Raw genomic sequence first — 21,025 nt, 5'->3', positions numbered from 1 at the left:
AGTTTTCTTAATAAATAGGCTAAAACGACATATTATGAATTTACAATTTGGCAAAGAACCTATTGAGCAGGAACTGCTTATAAAGCTTAAGCATTACGTGTATCCTATTTTGGGATGCTGTCAGGAGGTACATAGAGAGATGGGCCCTTGGCTGAATGAATACATGTACCAGGATGCACTAAAGATAGCTTTTGAGGATGCGAGTATTCCTTTTCAAGCTGAGTTCCGATTCTATGCCAACTTCCATGGACGTCAGATTCCTCACGAACATAGATTGGATTTTCTTGTTGACAATCACGTAATCATTGAATGCAAGGCCATTACAGAGATTGGCACAGAGCAGCGTCAGCAACTGTGGAATTATCTGCGCCTAACAAATTACCGTATTGGTATTCTTTATAACTTTGCGCCAGTTAAAGATCAATGTGAGAAATACTACTACGATCCCAATACTAAGCGTCTCTTTGTATTCTGACTATTCCATCCCCAAACCAGCAAAAGTCAGTCACCGCGCGAGCCTGTTTTTAAGGTTTTTCTTGCTGTGATGCAAGCCTGAGGAACGAAGGCTGTTTCTTCTCCGGATCCGGCTTGCCGAAGCTTGCTTCGGAGCAAGCCGGATCCGGAGAAGAAACAATGGGCGCAGCCCTTGCATCACAGCAAGGGTTTTATTTGTTTTGGTCGGAAAAAGAATACGACTGAATAAAATTTCCTTTCGTTAATAGGCCATAATTTCATTAAAGATAGTTACTGCTTTCTTGCCATAGGGAAAATAATTGTTACTTTTGCACCACTTCTCCTTCGGAAATATAACGAGTGTTGCCAACACGCGCATGTAAATCCAGTTATGAATTTCGGGGGAAGTATATTAGATTCATAACATAACAAACAACGTATGCAAAAGTTAATCGTTTCAGCGCTGGCAGCAGTGATGGCCCTGAGTGCCTCTGCTGCTAAGAAGTCGGCTCCTGCCTTCGACGCTCTCGGCGTGGCAGGCAATGAGGCCAGTGGCGAGAACGACGAGTTCGGCGATGTGAACAACACGCCTGCCAACTTCACCGACTATTCCGCTTCCAAGAACGGCAAGACAGTGTCTGCCAAGGTCAAGGAAGAGGAATATCTGCTCAACCCCATGGAGCAGATCGGTCAGCAGGGTGTCACCGTTGCCCCGCACTGGTATATCCGTCATGGTTCCATCGACCGCGACACGGCCTTCCCCGTGGCCCTCAACCTCGCAACGAAGTTGGAAAACGAAGGCAAGGATGTCAACTTCCTCTTGGCATGGAACCGCCCTCACAGTGGTGACTACGCCCTCAACGAGCTCTTTGAGTGGATAGCGAAGATCACCAAGTAAGGGCGGCGAGCGGTCACATGCAACTCGTCATTCCGAACGTCGTTGCGATGGCAGCGAGGATGGAGATGACCAGTTGACAATCATCTTCCAGGTCTCTTAAGAGTTCAGATGCAAAGGTACTACACATTCGCACCGTTTCCAAATTTGGACGGTCTATTGCGGTTAAGATCTGTTAACAACAAACGATAAACCTCATTTTTCTGAATTTATGGTTTGCGAGGGGTGTAATTATTATTCGCTCAAAGCAAACATATTGTTTGGCAGGACGAAACTCCTACCCCCTCTCTCATCCGTAACACCGTAACACCGTAACACCGTAACAAAAGGTCGATTCCGACATGCGGCTTGGGAAATGGCAGAAAATGAGACTATAGAGTAAAATATATTATATTATTACATATTATTATATTAATTATATTATTAATAGTCAATATTTTATATAGTTCTTGACTTTTCTGTTTCTTCTTACATTATCTTGCCTTCCGACATCGGATAGCTATAAACGTTACGGTGTTACGGCGTTACGGTGTTACGTTGAGTGGCAGAAGCCCCCTACCCTCCTTTTCCCACCCTAAAGAGAAGATACAGAGAGGAAGAAGAAGACATGTTGTGCACAAATACCTACAAAATGTGCAGGTTGCAGGCTGTTTTTATGCATTTCGTTTGGTCAAGAAGTAAAATATTAGTAATTTTGCCCCGTTGTTTCGGAAACATTACAAATTTAGTTATAAATATGAAATTGAACATTGTAGTACTTGCCAAGCAAGTGCCAGACACAAGAAACGTGGGCAAGGATGCCATGACCGCAGAAGGAACGGTCAACCGCGCCGCCCTGCCCGCCATCTTCAATCCTGAAGACTTGAACGCCCTGGAGCAGGCTCTCCGCATCAAGGATCTTGACCCGGAGAACGTCAAGGTGGGCATCGTCACTATGGGTCCTCCACGTGCCGGAGAGATCATCCGCCAGGGACTCTACCGTGGCGCCGACTGCGGCTGGTTGCTCACTGACCGCAAGAGTGCGGGTGCCGATACTCTCGCCACCTCTTATTTCCTGTCCAAGGCCATTGAGAAGATCGACAAGGAAGTCGGACACGTCGACATCGTGCTCGGCGGTCGCCAGGCCATCGACGGCGACACAGCCCAGGTGGGTCCCCAGGTCGCTCAGAAGCTCGGCCTCAACCAGGTGACCTACGCCGAGGAAGTGCTCAAGATCGAGGACGGCAAGGCTACAATCCGCCGCCATATCGACGGTGGCGTGGAGACTGTGGTGGCCCCACTGCCCGTGGTGATCACCGTCAACGGCTCCGCCGCTCCCGCACGCCCCTGCAACGCCAAGCGCGTGATGAAATACAAATACGCTACCTGCCCCATGGAGCGCAAGGGCGACGAGCCCTGGAGCAACCTCTACGAGACACGCCCCTACCTGACACTCGGACAGTGGAGCATCGCCGACTGCGGTGCCGACTACGAGCAGTGCGGACTCGCCGGATCACCCACCAAGGTGAGCGCCGTGAAGAGCATCGTCTTCCAGGCTAAGGAGAGCAAGACCCTCACCAGCTCCGACGCTGACATCGAGGGACTCGTGAAAGAATTGTTGGACAAAAACATTATTGGCTAATCAGGATATGAACAACGTATTTGTATATTGCGAAGTAGAGGGCACCACCGTACAGGAGGTCTCTCAGGAACTTCTTACCAAAGGTCGTAAATTGGCCAATCAGTTAGGTGTCGACCTAGAGGCCATCGTGGCCGGCACCGGCATCAAGGGCAAGGTCGAGGATCAGCTGCTGCCCTATGGCGTGGACAAGCTCTATGTGTTCGACGGTGAGGGACTCTTCCCATACACCTCGGCTCCCCATACCGACATCGTGGTGAAGCTCTTCCAGGAGCAGAAGCCACAGATCGCCCTCATGGGTGCTACCGTCATCGGACGCGACCTCGGCCCCCGCGTGTCAGCAGCCCTGACCTCCGGACTGACAGCCGACTGCACCCAGCTGGAGATCGGCGACTACGACGACAAGAAGAGCGGCAAGCACTACACCGGTATGCTCCACGCCATCCGCCCCGCTTTCGGTGGAAACATCGTGGCCACCATTGTCAACCCCGACCATCGTCCACAGATGGCTACCGTGCGCTCCGGCGTAATGCAGAAGGCTCTGTATGAGGGTAAAGCAAAGGGCGAGGTGGTCTATCCCGATCCCAAGGACTACGTCTCTCCCACCTCATACGCCGTGCAGGTCATCGACCGCCACGTGGAGGCCGCCAAGAATAATCTCAAGAGTGCTCCGATCGTCGTGGCCGGCGGCTACGGCATGGGCTCAAAGGAAGGCTTCGACATGCTCTTTGAACTCGCCAAGGAACTCCACGGAGAGGTAGGTGCCAGTCGCGCCGCCGTCGATGCCGGATGGGTAGACCACGACCGACAGATCGGCCAGACTGGTGTCACCGTGCATCCAAAGGTTTACATCGCCTGCGGCATCTCCGGTCAGATCCAGCACATCGCCGGCATGCAGGACGCCGGCATCATCATCTCGGTCAACAGCGATCCCGATGCCCCCATCAACGCCATCGCTGACTATGTCATCACAGGCACGGTGGAAGAGGTGGTTCCCAAACTCATTAAGTATTACAAGCAGAACACCAAGTAATCATGGTAGACGTAAAGAAATTAGAATATTACCTCAACAATCCTCTCATGAAGAGAATCGTTGAGCTGAAAGAAAGAAACTTCGCCGACAAAGACCAGTTCGAGGATGCTCCCGTCAACTACGACGACGCCATCGAGAACTATAAGCGCATCCTGGCCATCACAGACGACGTAGCCAAGACCATCATCGAGCCCAACTCGGAAAGCGTGGACCAGGAAGGACCACACCTCGAAAACAACCGCATGGTCTATGCCAGCAAGACTTACGAAAACCTCGACGCTACCCGCAAGGCTGGCCTGTGGGGCGTCTCCATGCCGCGCCGCTTCGGTGGTCTGAACCTGCCCATCACGGTCTTCTCCATGCTCTCTGAGATGGTGTCTGCCGCAGACTCCGGCTTCCAAAACGTGTGGAGCCTGCAGAGCTGCATCGACACGCTCTATGAGTTCGGCACACCCGAGCAGCAGGCTAAGTATATCCCCCGCATCTGCCAAGGCGAGACCATGTCCATGGACCTCACCGAGCCCGACGCCGGTTCTGACCTGCAGCGTGTCATGCTCAAGGCTACACAAGATGCCGACGGCACATGGCGCCTTAACGGTGTGAAGCGATTCATCACCAACGGTGACTCCGACATCCACTTGGTACTGGCTCGCTCTGAAGAAGGCACACGCGACGGACGAGGTCTGTCGATGTTTATCTACGACAAGCGTGACGGCGGCGTGGACGTGCGCCACATCGAGAATAAGCTCGGCATCCACGGTTCTCCTACCTGCGAGCTCGTCTACAAGAATGCCAAGGCTGAGCTTTGCGGCGACCGCAAGCTGGGTCTGATCAAATATGTGATGAGCCTGATGAACGGTGCCCGACTGGGTATTGCCGCACAGAGCGTCGGACTCGAGCAGGAAGCCTATGACCAGGCACTGGCATACGCCAAGGAGCGCGCACAGTTCGGCAAGAAGATCATCACCTTCCCCGCCGTCTACGACATGCTCTCTCGCATGAAGGCCAAGATCGACGCTTCACGCGCCGTGCTCTATCAGACGGCACGCTACGTCGACATCTACAAGACGCTTGAGGACATCTCGCGCGAGCGTAAGCTCACTCCCGATGAGCGCAAAGAGATGAAGAAATACAGCCGCCTGGCCGATGCCTTCACACCGCTGGGCAAAGGTATGACATCGGAATATGCCAACCAAAACGCCTACGACTGCGTCAGCGTCCACGGTGGTTCCGGATTCATCATGGAGTACAAGGCTCAGCGCCTGCTGCGCGATGCCCGCATCTTCTCCATCTATGAGGGTACTACTCAGCTGCAGGTGGTCGCCGCCGTGCGCTACATCACCAACGGCACCTATCTCGGCATCATGCGCGAGATGCTCGCCGAGGATGTCTGCGACTGCATGAAACCGCTCCGTGACCGCGTGGCCAAGCTCGTGGACCTCTACGAGGAGGCTGTCGAGAAGGTCAAGGCCGACGAGAACCAGGATGAGCACGACTTCCTCGCACGCCGCATGTACAACATGACCGGTGACATCATCCTCTCGCTGCTGCTCCTGCGCGACGCAACCAACGTGCCCGAGGAGTTTGCCAAGAGTGCCAACGTCTTCGTGCGCATGGCTGAGGAAGAGTGCGTGGGCAGTCATGCCTACATCATGAACTTCAAGGCCGAAGACCTGAGCAACTTCGTGGCTGAGTAATCAGCATGAACCAAGCAGTTTCGTGGTTGAGCCTTTTTCGTATGGCTTGAGCAACTATAAGGTTGAGCCATTGGCTCGACCACAAATCTATATAATCATGTCCGCCGCATGGCCGCTGCATCCAGTGCACAGCCATGCGGCGGTTTTGTTTTTGTGGATTCACAGATAACTTTGCCCGCCTTTACCCAAACATGATACTACTTTTATCTGATAAAACATCGAAAAGTCGCTCTCTTTCAAATATTATGTGTAACTTTGCGGCATATTTATGAGCTTATGAAATCATTACGAGAGATATACCGCATCGGCAAAGGACCCTCTTCGAGCCACACCATGGGCCCGCAGAAAGCAGCACAACTCTATCTGAAACAGCACCCTGAGGCAGAGGCCTTCCGAGTGACGCTCTTCGGCTCGCTCGCCGCCACCGGCAAAGGCCACATGACCGACGTGGCTATCAAAGAGGTGCTCGAAGCGCAGGGCGTGGTGGAGATCATCTGGAAGCCCGACGTCTTCCTCCCCTTTCACCCCAATGCCATGAAATTTGAAGTGCTCGACACTCAGGAGCCGCAAAAGTCATCTGACGACGGCCGTGCCTCATCGCCTTGGATCGTCTATTCCATCGGCGGCGGAGCACTGTCAGAGGGCGACCACCCCACCGGCATCCTTCCCGACTCACAGAATATCTATCCACTCACCCATCTGGTCGACATCCAGCACTGGTGCGACGACACAGGACGCGCCTACTGGGAATATGTCAAGGAGTGGGAGAACGACAGCATCTGGGACTATCTCCATGAAGTATGGGAGGCCATGAAAGCAGCCGTGGAGCGCGGCATCAAACACGACGGACGACTGCCCGGCCCGCTGAACCTTCAGCGCAAGGCTCCTACCTATTATGTCAAGGCACAGGGCTATAAGCAGAGCTTGCAGACGCGGGCGCTGGTCTACGCCTACGCACTGGCCGCCAGCGAGGAAAACGCCAGCGGCGGCACCATTGTCACAGCTCCCACCTGCGGCGCCTGCGGTGTCATCCCCGGCGTGCTCTACCATCTGTGGCAAGGCCACGACTTTTCTGAGAACCGCATCCTCCACGCCCTCGCCACAGCCGGACTGGTGGGAAACATCGTCAAGGAAAATGCCAGCATCTCCGGTGCCGACGTGGGCTGCCAGGGCGAGGTCGGCGTAGCCTGCGCCATGGCCTCGGCAGCTGCCTGCCAGCTCTTTGGCGGCAGTCCCGCACAAATAGAGTATGCCGCCGAAATGGGATTGGAACATCACCTGGGCATGACCTGTGATCCCGTTTGCGGACTGGTGCAGATCCCCTGCATCGAGCGCAACGCCTTCGCCGCCACACGCGCCCTCGACGCCAACCTCTATGCCTCGTTCAGCGACGGCAAGCATCGCGTCAGCTTCGACAAGGTAGTAGAGGCCATGCGACAAACCGGCCACGACCTGCCCTCGCTCTACAAAGAGACTTCTGAAGGCGGACTGGCAAAACTCAGTATCAACAACAACGCTGACAAAGCCCTATGAGAAAGATCCTTTACCTCTGCATGCCCGTCTTCGCCTTCTCGCTGATGACCACCTCCTGCCGTATGGCTCCCAAGGAAGAGCTCGGCGACACCGTGGCCGCCAAGGTCTTCGAGCCCATCGACACCGCAGCCCTGCACCGCAAGCAGGCCGCCAAAATGAAAAATATCAAAGACAGCGCCGACATCTTCTATGTGGGACCGGCCACTGATCAGAAGAGTCTGCAACTCATCAGCTATCCCAGCCGACGCGACACACTCACGATGGGCCGCACAAGACACATCAAGAGATCAGGATCGACGGACATAGGAAATATCGTGCGCATTGCACTGTGGACAAAAGATAAAGACACACTCGTGTCGAGAATCGAAGAGTATCAGCCCGCCGTGGAAGCTGCGAAAAAGAAATGACAGCAGAAAAGATGAAAACACAAGGGCGAAGACGATCCTCACCCTCACAGGCCAACGAAATGCACAAATCATAAGGAAAACAGTACGCGGAAATAAAAAAGATGACCGTTTCCTTTTGGGTTTCACAAATATTGCTTATATTTGTAAAATCAAAAAAGTAATTGAATGACGTGGATTATATTTCTTTTAGAGCTTTGTGCAATATGCGCGATCACTGCGGGAGTCACCCTGCTCATCAACTTCTTGGAACATAGAGGTGAGAAGACCAGGTTGAAGCCCGACCATGCGCAAGAGCTCAACAAGAAGCGTCTCGACAAAGCACTCAAAGCACTCAACACACAAGCTCTCTGGGAGAAAGACCACGACGATTTGGTGGCTCGTTTTGACTATCAGAGCGGTCACTTCCGCGTGAGATTGGAGAAAGATTCTGTCTGCATCCGACTTTTCTTTTTCTACTTCTTCGACACGCCGGTCAGCTATCTCGAACCCGTGCGCAGCCTCTGCAACCAATGCAACCTCAATGCCGAGAGCTGCCGCATCGTCTACACCGTCAATGAGAAAACGGGAAAAGTGGACCTGCATATCATCGACACACTCACTCTCCACGACGACGATGCCACCGACAACCTGCGCAAAGAGCTCAGCAACATCTTCTATTGGCAGGCGCTGTTTGTCCAACAATACAGCGAGCTGAAGCCCTCCACCAAGCATATCAGCAACTATGACGTGGAGAAACAGGGAGCAGAGTGGCAACACGAGCTCTTCCTCATACGCGAGCAGGAGATGATGCACCAAAGCGAAGGCCCTAACTGGCATGAGCAGGAAGGCTCAGAGTTTAGCCTCGGTCACCTTCTCACGGCCGCGCTGGGACTCTCCTCCCTGCAACCCGTCAGTCTGGATATTTACCGGGGCGATCAAGTCGAGCATCACGACAGCGCCGATGAGATTCTCTCCTACCCCATTCATCAGTCGGTCATCAAAGACGAAAAAGTCAGCAACTCTTTTGCCATGCTGCGGCTCAGCTTCGTCAATCCTGCCGAGCCCTCTATCCGTCAGCAGCTGATCATTGACGTAGAGGATGAAGGACAGTCGACCGACACCATATACTACCGGGTCACGCTATGCCTCATCCCCACCCCATTAACGCCGGATCTCCCCGTGGAAAGCAACGACCACCAGAAAGTGGCCACAAGTCTCCTGCTCGGCTATGACCTAAAGGGTAAGAAAAATATCCAGGAGAAATTCAACTACATCTGGAAAGAGGCAATGGCCAAACAGCAGAAAGGAAGCACGGACCAACTCGACAAAGACGAGAAACTACTTCTGTACTTGCAGTCGCCACAGCTCAGACAGCTCCTCTTCGAAAGCAAGGATCTCATCAACGAGAAACGATACTACGAGGCCATTAGAAGGCTGGAGCCGGTATATCAGGAATTGGCAAAAGCAAGCGGAGACATGGCACCTCAGGAGCTCGGCAAATATTTCGAGGTCAGCTATTACCTTGGTACTTGCTATACATGCCTGGGACGATACAAAGAAGGAATATACTACTTGCAGCCATTGATCAGCACGCGTCGCATCAGCTACACAGAGATGTATATCAACTGCCTGGTCAACTCGCACGACGGCAACGCAATGAGATTCATCGACAGATTGCTATCGGAAATCGTCCCCCCCATGGTGAATAGAGATGGCGATGACGAAGAGGACTATACTGAAGAACAGCAATCCGAAAAAACATTCATCAGCTTCCTCAAACGCCGTAAAGCTTATCTCCTCGTGGAGATGAAAGACTATGATGCCGCAGAAAAGCTCCTCAAGCAAATGCTCGACGAGCCCGACAGCAGCGACTTCGCACTGCAAGAGTTGGCTTACATACAGAAAAACAAAGGTAAATAAACAACATACGACAACACACAGCAAGGACCACCCTGCTGACTCACAACATCATTAAGACAATATGTACTATATACAAAAGAGCTTTGAAATCTCAGCCAGCCATCATCTCACACTGACTTACAGCAGCAAATGCACGCAGCCACATGGCCACAACTGGCATGTCACCGTCTACTGTAAAGCACGGGAGCTCAACGAGAATGGCATGGTAGCTGATTTTGGACAAATCAAGCAACTCATCCACGGCCGTCTCGACCATCAGGACATCAACAAGGTGCTGCCCTTCAACCCCACCGCCGAGAATATTGCACGATGGATTGTCGACGAAGTGCCCAACTGCTATAAAGCTGTGGTCCAGGAAAGCGACAACAACATCGCGTGGTACGAGAAAGATGAGGAGGAAAGATAAATATAATAAGGAGAAAAAGATTAAGGAAGCTATTATATGAAGGAGTATCGGATCAACGAGATCTTCTATAGTCTGCAAGGCGAAGGACGCAACACGGGGCAGGCGGCGGTTTTCATCCGTTTCAGCGGCTGCAACCTCCACTGCTCGTTTTGTGACACCGATTTCACGGAATATACCTTGATGACGCTCGACGACATCGTGCGGCATTTAGCCGACTTTCCTTCGCCAAAGTCCACGGGCGTGGCTCTGTGGTGCATCCTCACGGGTGGAGAGCCTTCACTGCAAGCCGACGATGAGCTTGTCGGCCGTCTCCACCAACTCGGCTATCGAGTGGCCATGGAGAGCAATGGCACCCACCAACCACCTGCAGGATTGGACTGGCTGACAGTCTCGCCCAAGATCCAACCGATAGTGGAGCAATGCAGTGAGTTGAAGGTGGTCTTTGACGGCAAGGAGCCCCCCTGTGGCTTCGGCATCAAAGCGCAGTACTATTATCTCCAGCCCTGCGATACCGGAGACCGTGAGCAGAATCAGCGCATCGTGCATCAGTGCATTGAATATATCAAACAGCACCCTCGCTGGCAACTATCACTGCAAACACATAAGATGGTGGGGATTGCATAATTCATCACTCAACATTCAACACTCAACATTCATAAATGCTCATTCTTCACTGGTTAGGAGTAGTAGGTTACACCTTGATCGTGTTGATCGTCATGCTCAAGGTGTTGATGGACAACCGGCAGCCGTCCAAGACCATGGCATGGCTGTTGGTGCTATGGTTCATCCCTCTGCTGGGCATCATCCTCTATTTCTTCTTTGGACAAAACACGCGCAAGGAAAGGATGATCAGCCAGCGGTCGCTTGACCAACTGACCAAGCGCGCTATGCTGGAGTTTGCCGAGCAGCGCGACCTGCGCATCCCCGAAACCTATCGTCCGCTGATGTCGCTCTTTAAAAACCAGAGCATGGCTCTGCCTTTTAAAGACAATGAGGTGGAGATCTATACCAGCGGTTATGAGTTTTTCCCTTCCCTGCTCCACGAGATCAGCAAGGCCCGCGACCATATACATATCGACATCTTCATCTTTGCCGACGATGCTCTGGGCAACCTCATCGCTGATGCTCTCATCGACAAAGCCAAGGAAGGAGTGGAAGTGCGCGTCATCTACGACGACGTAGCGTGCTGGAAGGTGCATGGCAGCTTCTATGAGCGCATGCGCAACGCCGGTATTGACGTCCACGCTTTCATGCCCGTGAAGTTCCCCGCTTTCACCTCTAAAGTCAACTACCGCAACCACCGAAAACTGGTGATCATCGATGGGAAGGTAGGATTCATCGGTGGCATGAACTTCGCCACACGCTATGTCAAAGGCACCGGCAAACTCGCTTGGCGAGACACACACCTCAAGGTGACCGGCGGTGCCGTCTATGCCATTCAACGCGCTTTTCTCGTCGACTGGTATTTTGTCGACAGAACGCTGGTCACGGACCGTAAATACTATCCCGAACTCGACATGCGTATCTCCAACGATTGCCTCGCACAAGTGGTCACCAGCAGTCCCATCTCTCCCTGGCCCGACATCATGCAGGGCTACGTGCGCGTGCTGCTCGAGGCTAAACACTACGTCTATATGGAGAGTCCTTACTTTCTCCCCACAGAGCCCATTCTCTTTGCCATGCGCACCGCGGCACTCGCCGGTGTCGACGTCAGACTGATGATCCCCTTGAAAAGTGACTCACGCATCGTCGACCGATCCTCCATCTCCTATGTCATGGAGACGCTGGAAGCCAGTGTGAAAGTCTATCTCTACAAAGCCGGATTCAACCACTCCAAACTCATGGTCTGCGACGACAACCTCTGCACATGCGGCAGCACCAACGTGGACTTCCGAAGCTTTGAACACGACTTCGAGTCAAACATCTTCTTCTATGACCGCGAGATGGCACTGCGCATGAAAGAGGTATTTCTCAACGACCAAGCCAACAGTCTGCTGATCGATGAGGTGAGAGAGGTGGAACATCAGAGTTTTTTCAGCCGGCTGTGGGAAAGCATCCTCCGAGTTGTCAGCCCGCTGATGTAACCCACCTGATTATAGAAAGTCGGTCTGCTGACGCAACTATCCGATTGTAATCACATATTCGCTCATAAAGCTCGATCCCGGCAGCAGCTGGTTGACGAGATACTTGTCGCGCAACTCTCCATCGAAGCCATCGACATCGGTCACGCCATACCACGGCTCAATACAGATGAAGGGCGCGTCTTTACCGCTCGGACTCCAAATGCCGAGTGCCGGAGCCTTGGTCTGAACGGTCACCGCAGCCTTACCCTCAGCATCCAACAGTTCTATCTTTCTGATCTGACTATGATCAAACACCAGGGCATCGTTGTCGAAGCTTTGCGTGTCAAAGGCCCACACACCGTTTTCGGTCTTCACCTCCTCGTGGCGAGCGCGGTCCAAGCAGCCTTGCTCTGCCAGGAAGCGACGGATGGGCTCCGCATTGTCGAAGCGCAGACGACCGTGAAGCGCCTCTCCCTGCTTCATGTCAGGCACATTGAAGGCCGGATGCCCACCCACTTGAAACCAGATGGTCTTGTCGTCGGTATTCTCCACGTGCCACACCACATGCAGCTGATTGTCCTTCAGCCGATAGCTCACAGCAAGATTGAAATGGAAAGGATACTTCTTCAGCGTCTCTGCCGAGTCGTGCAGGGCAAAGACCACCTGCTCGTCGCCCTTGGCAATCAGATGGAAATCCATGTCGCGCGCAAAGCCGTGGCGCGACAAAGGATAATCCTTGCCGCACACATGATAGACACCATTCCACAAGCTGCCCACAATGGGGAAGAGTATCGGCGAATGACGACCCCAGTATTTGGGATCGGCCTGCCACAGATATTCCTTACCTTGCGCATCCTTCACGCTGACCAGTTCTGCGCCGTGATCAGCAATTTCCACAGTGAGTTGTGAATTCTTAATCTGCTCCATTATTCTCAATGATTGGTTTACTTTATAGCAAAGTTATGAAAAAGTACGTTGACGAACAAGAGAAAATGATAATATCTCATAAAAAATGAGTAACTTTGCACTCGATATTACATTTTTGTTTAGTCAATAGGTTACCAATCATTTATTAAGACAGTATTCATGGAAGGGAACACTACAGAAAACAGTACGTCGACAAAGGAGTTAACCCGCAAGCTCGACTTGCTGTTGCGTACCGGTGAGATTTTGATGGACAGCAGTGCCGACACCAGCCGTGTCAAGCGCAACATGGAGCGCACGGCGGCTTTTCTCGGATTGCCAAAGGAGAACCTGCATGTCGAGATGGACTACTACATGCTGCAGGTGAACCTCAGCGACGAGACACACTCTTACTCCAAGATGCGCCGGTGCGACAAGCACGCCATCAACTTCTACGCCATCCAGGAGATCAGCAAGCTCTCGTGGCGTGCCATCAAAGAAGACTACTCGCTCGACAAGTACAGCGAGGAACTGGAGAAGATTGCGCACGGTCCCCACTACTACAGCGAGTGGATGATCGCTATCTGTGCCGGTTTTGCCTGCGGTGGCTTCTGCGTGCAGTTCGGTTGCGACTGGACCGCTTTCTTCTACGCTTCCCTTGCTGCCATCCTTGGCAACCGCCTGCGTATGTGGCTCAACAAGAAAGGCTCCAACAGCTATTTCAATATTGGTGTGGCCGCCTTTGTCTCCACGCTCATCGCCTGGCTCACCACATTCCTCTCTACCCCTGCCGTTGCCGCGCATCTACCTGAGTGGCTCGCTACAGTGCTTCACTCCGACACGCCTTACCATCCCTTTATGGCCTGCGCGCTGTATATCGTGCCGGGAGTGCCACTGATCAACTTTGTCAACGACATGCTCGACAACCATATCGAGAACGGCCTTATCCGAGCCACAAACACTATGCTCATGGTCATGGCGATGAGCTTCGGTATTGCGCTGGCTATTAAAGTCTGCGGTCAGGACAACTTTGTCAAGGATCTGAGTATGATTCCGCACAACAGCTTTATCTCCTACGCCATTGCCGCCGCCATCTCGGGTATGGGCTTCGCCACTATCTACAACACCCCTAAACGTCTTATGCCCTGGATAGCCTGCGGAGCTATCATCGCTGTCTGCTCGCGCAACTTCGTCAACCTCGGTCCTGCCAACAACAACATAGGTTTGGGACAAGGTCTGATGATTGGTTCGCTGGTGGGCTCTGCACTCATCTCTGTCATCAACATCAAGATGGTGCACAAGCTCCATACACCTCATCAGGTCATCACCATTCCTGCTGTCATTCCTATGATCCCCGGTGTGCTGATGTATCGAGGCCTCTACGGACTCATCGACATGCAGGGTATCGTGGGCGAGGTGACCTTTGCCACACACAACGCCATCAACGGCTCACTCGTCATCATCGTCATCGCCATGGGCGTGGCCATCCCCAACATCTTCGCCCGCAAGTGGATCGCACCCAACCGCAAGCGCAAACTCCACCAGCTCATCGAGGAGCGCAAGGCCAAGGGTAAGTTCGTCGATCTCTGCGAGTGCGAGACGAAATAACCGTCAACAACCATCATGCTGAAAATAGAAGATATTCGTGATAAGCGCATCGCCGTGCTGCTCTCCGGGGGCGTAGACAGCTCTGTTGTCGTCTACGAGCTCGCCCGGATGGGCCTGCACCCCGACTGTTTCTACATCAAGATTGGTCCCGAGGAAAAGGAGGAGTGGGACTGCAACTCCGAGGAGGACTTGGAGATGGCTACCGCTGTGGCTGCCCGGTTCCACTGCCGCCTGCAAGTGGTGGACTGCCATAAGGAATACTGGAGCCAGGTGACACGCTACACCATGGAAAAGGTGAAGGCGGGCTTCACGCCCAATCCCGACGTGATGTGCAACCGGCTCATCAAGTTCGGGGCCTTCGACGAGAAGATGGGCCACGACTACGACCTCATCGCCACAGGCCACTATGCGCAAACCGAGTGGATCGACGGGCGCAAGTGGCTCACCACCAGTCCCGACCCCGTGAAGGATCAGACCGACTTCCTGGCACAGATCTACAACTGGCAACTGCAAAAGGCTATCTTCCCCATCGGCCACTTCGTCAAGGACGAGGTGCGCGAGATTGCTGAGCGTGAGCATCTCATCAATGCCAAGCGCAAGGACTCGCAGGGCATCTGTTTCCTCGGTAATATCGACTACAACGAATATGTCCGCCGTTATCTCGGCGAGCAGCCCGGCGACATCATCGAATGGGAGACGGGAAAGCGCATCGGCGAGCACCGCGGACTGTGGTTCCACACCATCGGACAGCGCAAAGGACTGGGACTCGGTGGCGGACCGTGGTTTGTCGTCAAGAAAGACGTGGCAAAGAATATCCTCTATGTCAGCCACGGCTATGACCCGCAGACAGCCTACAAACAAGACTTCACAATCCACGACTTCCATTTCCTTACCACCGAAGTGGATCAGCCACGCGTGACGTTTAAGATCCGCCATACACCGGAATATCTCACCGGCTCGGTGGAGCACGCCGGAGAAGGTCGCTACATCATCCATGCCGACAAGAAGATCCATGGTGTGGCTCCCGGACAGTTCTGCGTGGTCTACGACGAGCAGCACCACCGCTGTTTCGGCTCGGGTGAGATTGAGATGGAATAAAGAAAGAATAGAGGGAAAATGGTACAGAAGGGGGAAAACAAATAAAGCAAAGGCTCCCTACATTATGAAAAGACTACGTTTATTACTGATTATCGTTTGTTTGTTTCTTAGTTTTCCAACTATGTTCGCTGAGACGATTGCCGGACGATGGACGGCAGAGAAAGCCAACAAGTGGTATGCGCAATACCCTTGGATGGCTGGTTGCGATTATATCCCCGCCAACGCTGATAATCAGATAGAGATGTGGAGCGAGGAAACCTACGACCATGCCACCATCGACAAGGAACTGGGCTGGGCCGAGCAGTTGGGCTTCAAGACCCTGCGCGTGTTTCTCAGCAGCATCGTCTATGCCCACGATTCTCAAGGATTAAAGACACGGATGGATGACTTTCTCTCTGTCTGCGCTTCTCATGGCATCAAGCCGATGTTTGTCTTCTTTGACGACTGTTGGAATGCGATCTCTGCCTATGGCCCACAGCCTCAGCCTCTCACAGGCGTTCACAACAGCCAGTGGGTACAGGATCCCTCCTGCGATTTGCGGTTAGACACCACTAAGCTCTATCCACAACTGAAACGCTACGTTCAGGATATTCTCACGACCTTCGGCCACGACAGCCGTGTGCTCATGTGGGACCTCTATAATGAGCCGGGCAACAGCCATCATGGCACTACGTCGCTATCCCTGCTGCGCAATGTGTTCATTTGGGCCCGCCAATGCCAACCCTCGCAGCCGCTGACCGCCGGCATCTGGCGCGAGACCGATGATTTCAAGCCACTCAACGACTTTCAGTTGAGCAATTCCGACATCATCTCGTATCATGATTACCACGATTCCATCCGCCATGAGCAGGAGATCAAGAAGCTTCAAGCCCTTGGTCGTCCTTTGGCTTGCACCGAGTATATGGCGCGCACGCAAGGCAGTTTCTTCCGCACCATCATGCCACTGCTCAAACGCCACCGTGTGATTGCCATCAACTGGGGACTGGTCACCGGTAAGACCAACACACGCTATGCCTGGGGCGATCCACACCCCGACGGTAGCGAACCCGACGTGTGGTTCCACGACATCCTGCGACCCGACGGATCGCCATACCTCACACAGGAAGTAAATTTCATTAAAGCTCAGACAAAATAGACAAAAAAAAATCGGGTGTCTCACGACAACCGATTCCCAAAAAACAAACTACTTAAAAACTAATCTACTAAAACAAATCAAAATTTCTTATTGCTTATGATACACGTCATACTATGACGTGTCTTTTTCTTTCTTTTCTATAGACAAAGTTAGGAGTTTTTGTGGTTATCTCCAAATCTTCGAGAGACTAATTGATGGGCTGTTAAACAAAAATAACACTTCATATATTTGTTATCGCACACAACAATTGACGCAAATCAATTAAACAATAAAATTCGATTTTTATGAGGAAAATAAATTGTGGGAATGCAGAGAACTTAGTAATTTTGCAGTGTCAAAAGGTTAATAGATTGTTTAGGTTAGTAATAGATTTAGGTTTTTAGTTATTAGGTTTTAAGATTGTGATAACACTTTGAGCGGAGAGTCGCTCAATTTATCTTTAGATTTTTCACAATTAAGATAGCACAGCCTTGGAAGTGATTCCGGGGCTGTGTTTTTTGCTTATGCTCATTCTTCTTCTACCTCAGGGCCAAAGCGGTTCTCCTGCGGCTCGCTCGGTTGGCAAAGCAGCACGATGAGCCAAATGAAGCCAATGATGGGGATGAGGCAGATCCAGTACCACTGTCCGCCCTTACCTATGTCGTGGAGGCGACGCCAAGTTACTCCGAAACTCGGCAGAAACAGTGCCAACGAGATGCCATAGTAGAAGATACTCGTCAACAAGATGGTAACGAAATCACCTGACGACACCGCCCACTCGTTAATGGCAGCAAGCACAATACCAATGATAAAAGAGTCAAGAACAAACCACCAGTACTCGGGACGACGCGCACGGCCGTTGAAATTGCAATAGTTGTGAAAAACAACTTTCTTGAAAGCGGAAACCATGTTCATAATCAATACGATTTTAAGTTAGAAATTATCTTTTTGAGTATTTTAGGTACAAATTTAATAAAAAGACATCATTTCTACAAGTTTCTGCTTCAATTTGTTTCATTTGAGCCATCAGTTTTTCGCTTCTCTCACATTCTCATACGCTAAGGTTGCAAGCCTTTTTTACCCATCAAACGCCAAATGCCCCGACGCATCGGCACGTGTATGTTACGATGCGACGGGGCATTGAGCATAAAAAAAACATACCGTCTTGACAGCAGGTCATCAGTTTCGTTTCACTCCCACAATGCCCTGGAGCTTGTCGTCGAAGTAGAACGTGCGGGAGACAGTGTCGCGGTCGTGAGCAAACCAGCCGTGCATGAACAGGAGCTTGGGCGTATAGCCCTGATAGCTGACCCGATGATTGACGATCTTCGAACGCTCTGCCTCGGCATGCATCGCCTTCAAAGCCACGGGCGTGACAAAGAACGTGGAGTCGAGACGTGACCAGCGCACGACCTCATAGTCCTGCATGGGCATGTGTTCCTCCATGAAGTCCTGAGCCATACTGCGCGCCTCGTGACGCTCGCCACAGCCCGCAAGCAGGAAGGCCAGTGTCACGAGAGGCAGCAAAGTCGTTTTCAACGTTCTGATCATAGATTATTCCTCGGGAATATTCTTCAGAATTTCGAGCAGATGATCCCACACCATCTGTACCGTGGGGATGTGGAGGCACTCGTCGGGCGTATGGACGTGGCGGAGCGTAGGACCGAAGCTGACCATGTCGAGCTCAGGATATTTCTCTGAGAACAAACCGCACTCCAGACCGGCATGAATGCCACGAACCACAGGATCCTTGTGGAAGAGTTTCTTGTAAGCATCGACAGCCACTTTCACCATCTTGGAGTTGGGGTTCATCTTCCACGCGGGATAGCCGCTGCCCTGCTCCACTTCCGCACCGGCCAGTTCAAAGGCGGCACGCACCGTGTTGGCCATGTTGCGAAGGTTGCTTGTTACATTGGAGCGATGGCTGGCAACGAAGACGACGCTGTCGTCGGTGGTATGCACACTGGCAACATTGCTGGAAGTCTCTACCATATCGTTCAGGGCCGGATCCTGGCAGATGGCGAAGACGCCATTGTCCAGAGCCTGAAGTCCGGCAATCAGTTTGCGGCTGACCTCTTTGGGCAGCACCTTCTGCGCCTCTGCACTCTGCAGGCTCCATACCATGTTGACATCCGTAACGTGGAACTCGTCCTCAACATCCTTGGAGAAGATGTTCCAGTCGGCCTTTACCTCTTCTTTCTTGTCAGCGGGAACGGCGAAGACAATCTTGCCGTCGCGCGGGATGGCATTGTGCATCTTGCCGGAGTTCCACTGTGCCAGTCTGAGGTCGGTCTTGCTCTGCTCCATATAGAGGAAGCGGGCCAGGATCTTGATGGCATTGGCGCGTTTCTTCTCGATGTCGTCGCCGGAGTGTCCGCCTTTGAGGCCTTTGAGACTGCCTTCGAAGAAGAAGTAGCCCTTAGGTGCATCCTCGCGCTGGAAACGGAAGGTAGCCTTTGTCGACATACCACCGGCGCAGGAGATGAAGATCTGGCCTTCCTCCTCAGAGTCGAGGTTGACGAGATACTTACCGGTCATGAAACCGGGTTTCATGCCGATGGCACCGCCGAGACTTGTCTCCTCGTCGACGGTGAACACACACTCCAGCGGGCCGTGCTCGATGTCGTCGGAGTCGAGGATGGCCAACTCGATAGCGTCGCCGATACCGTCGTCAGCGCCTAAGGTAGTGCCTTTGGCGTGAAGCCACTCTCCGTCGACGTAAGTCTGGATAGCGTCTTTATGGAAGTCGAAGTCTACATCCACGAGTTTGTCGCAGACCATATCCATGTGGCTTTGCAGTATCGTGGTAGGACGGTTCTCATAGCCTTTGGTAGCCGGTTTGCGGATCAGCACGTTGCCGGTCTCGTCGACCAGTGTCTCCAAACCGTGATCCTCGCCAAACTTCTTCAGGAAGGCGATCATTTGTTCCTCGTGTTTCGAGGGGCGGGGTATGTGGTTGATCTTTGCGAATTGCTCGAACACGCGAGCTGGTTTCAATTCTGCCATGATGTTCGTTTTTTAATAAGGTTTATGTGTTTTTTCTTTGTCATTTGCCTTTATTGTGCTATCTTTGCACTTATAATTGTGCAAGCAAGCACTGCAAAATTACAAAAAATGATAGAAACATTACTCTGCACGGTGTTAATAATTGCTATTGCCATGATCCTGCTGTGCGTGCGCGTCATCTTGAAGAAGAACGGCTCGTTTCAGTCGCAGCACATCCACGACAATGCCGCCCTTCGCAAGCAGGGCATTCATTGCGTCATCGACCAAGACCGGGAGGCTCGCATGAAGTCGCAGGCAATGTGATCAGCACGCTATCGGAAATTAAAAACAAAACAGAATACAAGACAATGAAAACTACAAACGCATTACGCACGCTGGCCGTGATGGCTATGTCAGCTCTCACGCTCGTCAGCTGCGACAAAAGCAAGCCTCAGATGGACGACAAGGCTCCTGAGACAACAACGAAAGCCGCAAGTTCCAAGATTGCTTTCGTGGAGGTAGACTCCATCATGACGCAGTATCAGTTCTGCAAGGAGTACAGCAAGATCCTCGAGCAGAAGGGCAACAACATCCAGAAGACGCTCGCCGGCAAGCAGCAGCAACTGCAGGCCGCCGCTGCCAACTTCCAGCAAAAGGTACAGCAGAACGCCTACACGCGCGAGCAGGCTGAGGCTATACAGGCCGGACTGCAGAAGCAGAGCAATGACCTGCAGCAGCTCAACCAGCGACTGAGCGGTGAGTTCCAGGAGGAGACCAACAAATACAACAAGGCTCTGCATGACTCACTGCAGCACTATCTGGCCATCTACAACAAGGATAAGAAGTATGGTATGATCTTTGCCAAGCAGGGCGACAACGTGCTCTATGCCGACAAAGCCTATGACATCACCAACGAGGTGGTAGCCGGACTGAACAAAGCCTACAAAAGCAAACTGAAGAAGTAAACGACTTCATTCAATCAGATATATAGGGAGCAGAGCACAGTATTTGTCGCTCTGCTCTTATCTTATATGGCATAAACTGTCATACATATCTCAAAAGACGAGTAACTCTTGTCTTTATCTCTAAGGAAATGATAGCAGATGACTTTCGTCAGTTCCCTAACTCTAACTGATTCTTGACAAGATTGCATGTTGTCTTGAAAAAGGAAATGACATACAAGATATTTTTATCTGAATTTTCGATTAATTTGTAGCGATAACGCAAGCTGCAAAGCCAATTATCTATAAATCAGTTTATATTTAACTTATTATGTTTTGTCATTTCATTTATTATTGTTACATTTGTAGCGG

Annotated in this window: 21 protein-coding genes; 16 read left to right on the top strand and 5 right to left on the bottom strand. The window is 52.0% G+C overall.

All coding sequences use genetic code 11. The features are described from left to right. The first annotated feature begins 34 nt into the window (after window positions 1–34). Together NG346_RS07750 and NG346_RS07745 are read left to right on the top strand one after the other, a co-directional pair. Complete coding sequence (locus NG346_RS07750; RefSeq protein ID WP_154535508.1) at window positions 35–475, top strand: GxxExxY protein; 441 nt, start codon at window positions 35–37, stop codon at window positions 473–475. A gap of 417 nt (window positions 476–892) precedes the next feature. Further along, window positions 893–1,351, top strand: a complete 459-nt coding sequence (locus NG346_RS07745; protein ID WP_262279936.1) for a hypothetical protein — start codon at window positions 893–895, stop codon at window positions 1,349–1,351. 13 nt (window positions 1,352–1,364) lie between these two features. Here the strand turns inward: NG346_RS07745 and NG346_RS14595 are convergent, their stop codons facing one another. Continuing rightward, the gene (locus NG346_RS14595; RefSeq protein ID WP_396266758.1) at window positions 1,365–1,478 is read right to left on the bottom strand and encodes a smalltalk protein; all 114 of its coding nucleotides are present in this window, start codon (window positions 1,476–1,478) and stop codon (window positions 1,365–1,367) included. Window positions 1,479–2,084: 606 nt separating this feature from the next. Between NG346_RS14595 and NG346_RS07740 the strand changes: the two genes are divergently transcribed. From NG346_RS07740 to cls, 9 genes are all read left to right on the top strand, one after another. Continuing rightward, the gene (locus NG346_RS07740; RefSeq protein WP_262279937.1) at window positions 2,085–2,969 is read left to right on the top strand and encodes an electron transfer flavoprotein subunit beta/FixA family protein; all 885 of its coding nucleotides are present in this window, start codon (window positions 2,085–2,087) and stop codon (window positions 2,967–2,969) included. A 7-nt stretch (window positions 2,970–2,976) separates the two neighbouring features. Continuing rightward, on the top strand, window positions 2,977–3,999 hold the full coding sequence (locus NG346_RS07735; protein WP_262279938.1) for an electron transfer flavoprotein subunit alpha/FixB family protein: 1,023 nt from the start codon (window positions 2,977–2,979) through the stop codon (window positions 3,997–3,999). Window positions 4,000–4,001: 2 nt separating this feature from the next. After that, complete coding sequence (locus tag NG346_RS07730; protein WP_262288550.1) at window positions 4,002–5,696, top strand: acyl-CoA dehydrogenase family protein; 1,695 nt, start codon at window positions 4,002–4,004, stop codon at window positions 5,694–5,696. Between the two features lie 276 nt (window positions 5,697–5,972). Continuing rightward, complete coding sequence (locus tag NG346_RS07725) at window positions 5,973–7,229, top strand: L-serine ammonia-lyase, iron-sulfur-dependent, subunit alpha (protein ID WP_262288549.1); 1,257 nt, start codon at window positions 5,973–5,975, stop codon at window positions 7,227–7,229. Further along, a complete protein-coding gene (locus tag NG346_RS07720; protein WP_262279941.1) occupies window positions 7,226–7,636 on the top strand; it encodes a hypothetical protein in 411 nt (136 codons plus the stop codon). Before NG346_RS07725 ends, NG346_RS07720 begins: the two co-directional genes overlap by 4 nt. A gap of 243 nt (window positions 7,637–7,879) precedes the next feature. After that, window positions 7,880–9,535 (top strand): hypothetical protein, encoded by a 1,656-nt coding sequence (locus NG346_RS07715; protein WP_262279942.1) that lies wholly within the window; start codon window positions 7,880–7,882, stop codon window positions 9,533–9,535. Window positions 9,536–9,596: 61 nt separating this feature from the next. Next, complete coding sequence (locus NG346_RS07710; RefSeq protein WP_262279943.1) at window positions 9,597–9,941, top strand: 6-pyruvoyl trahydropterin synthase family protein; 345 nt, start codon at window positions 9,597–9,599, stop codon at window positions 9,939–9,941. 36 nt (window positions 9,942–9,977) lie between these two features. Next, window positions 9,978–10,565 carry a 7-carboxy-7-deazaguanine synthase QueE gene (locus NG346_RS07705; RefSeq protein ID WP_262279944.1) on the top strand — a complete coding sequence of 196 codons (588 nt, stop codon included), beginning with the start codon at window positions 9,978–9,980 and terminating at the stop codon, window positions 10,563–10,565. A 35-nt stretch (window positions 10,566–10,600) separates the two neighbouring features. Next, a complete protein-coding gene (gene cls, locus NG346_RS07700; RefSeq protein WP_262279945.1) occupies window positions 10,601–12,025 on the top strand; it encodes a cardiolipin synthase in 1,425 nt (474 codons plus the stop codon). A 36-nt stretch (window positions 12,026–12,061) separates the two neighbouring features. Here the strand turns inward: cls and NG346_RS07695 are convergent, their stop codons facing one another. Continuing rightward, the gene (locus NG346_RS07695; protein ID WP_262279946.1) at window positions 12,062–12,931 is read right to left on the bottom strand and encodes an aldose 1-epimerase family protein; all 870 of its coding nucleotides are present in this window, start codon (window positions 12,929–12,931) and stop codon (window positions 12,062–12,064) included. A 159-nt stretch (window positions 12,932–13,090) separates the two neighbouring features. Here NG346_RS07695 and NG346_RS07690 point away from each other — a divergent pair, with 159 nt between their 5' ends. The 3 genes from NG346_RS07690 to NG346_RS07680 all read left to right on the top strand — a co-directional run bounded on the left by NG346_RS07690 (window position 13,091) and on the right by NG346_RS07680 (window position 16,748). Further along, window positions 13,091–14,515 (top strand): threonine/serine exporter family protein, encoded by a 1,425-nt coding sequence (locus NG346_RS07690; protein ID WP_262279947.1) that lies wholly within the window; start codon window positions 13,091–13,093, stop codon window positions 14,513–14,515. 15 nt (window positions 14,516–14,530) lie between these two features. Next, window positions 14,531–15,613: a tRNA 2-thiouridine(34) synthase MnmA gene (gene mnmA, locus NG346_RS07685; protein WP_396266757.1), complete on the top strand. Its 1,083-nt coding sequence runs from the start codon at window positions 14,531–14,533 to the stop codon at window positions 15,611–15,613. A gap of 121 nt (window positions 15,614–15,734) precedes the next feature. Beyond that, a complete protein-coding gene (locus NG346_RS07680; protein ID WP_262279948.1) occupies window positions 15,735–16,748 on the top strand; it encodes a glycoside hydrolase 5 family protein in 1,014 nt (337 codons plus the stop codon). A 507-nt stretch (window positions 16,749–17,255) separates the two neighbouring features. Here the strand turns inward: NG346_RS07680 and NG346_RS07675 are convergent. From NG346_RS07675 to NG346_RS07665, 3 genes are all read right to left on the bottom strand, one after another. Next, window positions 17,256–17,642 (bottom strand): DUF805 domain-containing protein, encoded by a 387-nt coding sequence (locus NG346_RS07675; RefSeq protein ID WP_262279949.1) that lies wholly within the window; start codon window positions 17,640–17,642, stop codon window positions 17,256–17,258. A 264-nt stretch (window positions 17,643–17,906) separates the two neighbouring features. Further along, the gene (locus NG346_RS07670) at window positions 17,907–18,278 is read right to left on the bottom strand and encodes a hypothetical protein (protein ID WP_262279950.1); all 372 of its coding nucleotides are present in this window, start codon (window positions 18,276–18,278) and stop codon (window positions 17,907–17,909) included. A gap of 3 nt (window positions 18,279–18,281) precedes the next feature. Next, window positions 18,282–19,733 (bottom strand): aminoacyl-histidine dipeptidase, encoded by a 1,452-nt coding sequence (locus NG346_RS07665; RefSeq protein ID WP_262279951.1) that lies wholly within the window; start codon window positions 19,731–19,733, stop codon window positions 18,282–18,284. 108 nt (window positions 19,734–19,841) lie between these two features. Here NG346_RS07665 and NG346_RS07660 point away from each other — a divergent pair, with 108 nt between their 5' ends. Then, window positions 19,842–20,036, top strand: coding sequence for a hypothetical protein (locus NG346_RS07660; protein WP_262279952.1), 195 nt, complete (start codon window positions 19,842–19,844; stop codon window positions 20,034–20,036). Window positions 20,037–20,080: 44 nt separating this feature from the next. Beyond that, window positions 20,081–20,677: an OmpH family outer membrane protein gene (locus NG346_RS07655; protein ID WP_262279953.1), complete on the top strand. Its 597-nt coding sequence runs from the start codon at window positions 20,081–20,083 to the stop codon at window positions 20,675–20,677. Window positions 20,678–21,025: the final 348 nt, after the last annotated feature.

It is taken from the genome of Hallella absiana (assembly GCF_025457485.1).
In the GTDB taxonomy this organism is placed as follows: Bacteria; Bacteroidota; Bacteroidia; order Bacteroidales; family Bacteroidaceae; genus Prevotella; species Prevotella absiana.
Note: the sequence above shows the minus strand (reverse complement) of the source record. Positions and strands in the feature narration are given on the sequence as shown.

Coding starts and splice junctions, on each gene's coding strand:
- NG346_RS07750 (WP_154535508.1), top strand. CDS start 35: ATGAATTTACAATTTGGCAAAGAACCTATTGAGCAGGAACTGCTTATA.
- NG346_RS07745 (WP_262279936.1), top strand. CDS start 893: ATGCAAAAGTTAATCGTTTCAGCGCTGGCAGCAGTGATGGCCCTGAGT.
- NG346_RS14595 (WP_396266758.1), bottom strand. CDS start 1,478: ATGTGTAGTACCTTTGCATCTGAACTCTTAAGAGACCTGGAAGATGAT.
- NG346_RS07740 (WP_262279937.1), top strand. CDS start 2,085: ATGAAATTGAACATTGTAGTACTTGCCAAGCAAGTGCCAGACACAAGA.
- NG346_RS07735 (WP_262279938.1), top strand. CDS start 2,977: ATGAACAACGTATTTGTATATTGCGAAGTAGAGGGCACCACCGTACAG.
- NG346_RS07730 (WP_262288550.1), top strand. CDS start 4,002: ATGGTAGACGTAAAGAAATTAGAATATTACCTCAACAATCCTCTCATG.
- NG346_RS07725 (WP_262288549.1), top strand. CDS start 5,973: ATGAAATCATTACGAGAGATATACCGCATCGGCAAAGGACCCTCTTCG.
- NG346_RS07720 (WP_262279941.1), top strand. CDS start 7,226: ATGAGAAAGATCCTTTACCTCTGCATGCCCGTCTTCGCCTTCTCGCTG.
- NG346_RS07710 (WP_262279943.1), top strand. CDS start 9,597: ATGTACTATATACAAAAGAGCTTTGAAATCTCAGCCAGCCATCATCTC.
- NG346_RS07705 (WP_262279944.1), top strand. CDS start 9,978: ATGAAGGAGTATCGGATCAACGAGATCTTCTATAGTCTGCAAGGCGAA.
- cls (WP_262279945.1), top strand. CDS start 10,601: ATGCTCATTCTTCACTGGTTAGGAGTAGTAGGTTACACCTTGATCGTG.
- NG346_RS07695 (WP_262279946.1), bottom strand. CDS start 12,931: ATGGAGCAGATTAAGAATTCACAACTCACTGTGGAAATTGCTGATCAC.
- NG346_RS07690 (WP_262279947.1), top strand. CDS start 13,091: ATGGAAGGGAACACTACAGAAAACAGTACGTCGACAAAGGAGTTAACC.
- mnmA (WP_396266757.1), top strand. CDS start 14,531: ATGCTGAAAATAGAAGATATTCGTGATAAGCGCATCGCCGTGCTGCTC.
- NG346_RS07680 (WP_262279948.1), top strand. CDS start 15,735: ATGTTCGCTGAGACGATTGCCGGACGATGGACGGCAGAGAAAGCCAAC.
- NG346_RS07675 (WP_262279949.1), bottom strand. CDS start 17,642: ATGAACATGGTTTCCGCTTTCAAGAAAGTTGTTTTTCACAACTATTGC.
- NG346_RS07670 (WP_262279950.1), bottom strand. CDS start 18,278: ATGATCAGAACGTTGAAAACGACTTTGCTGCCTCTCGTGACACTGGCC.
- NG346_RS07665 (WP_262279951.1), bottom strand. CDS start 19,733: ATGGCAGAATTGAAACCAGCTCGCGTGTTCGAGCAATTCGCAAAGATC.
- NG346_RS07660 (WP_262279952.1), top strand. CDS start 19,842: ATGATAGAAACATTACTCTGCACGGTGTTAATAATTGCTATTGCCATG.
- NG346_RS07655 (WP_262279953.1), top strand. CDS start 20,081: ATGAAAACTACAAACGCATTACGCACGCTGGCCGTGATGGCTATGTCA.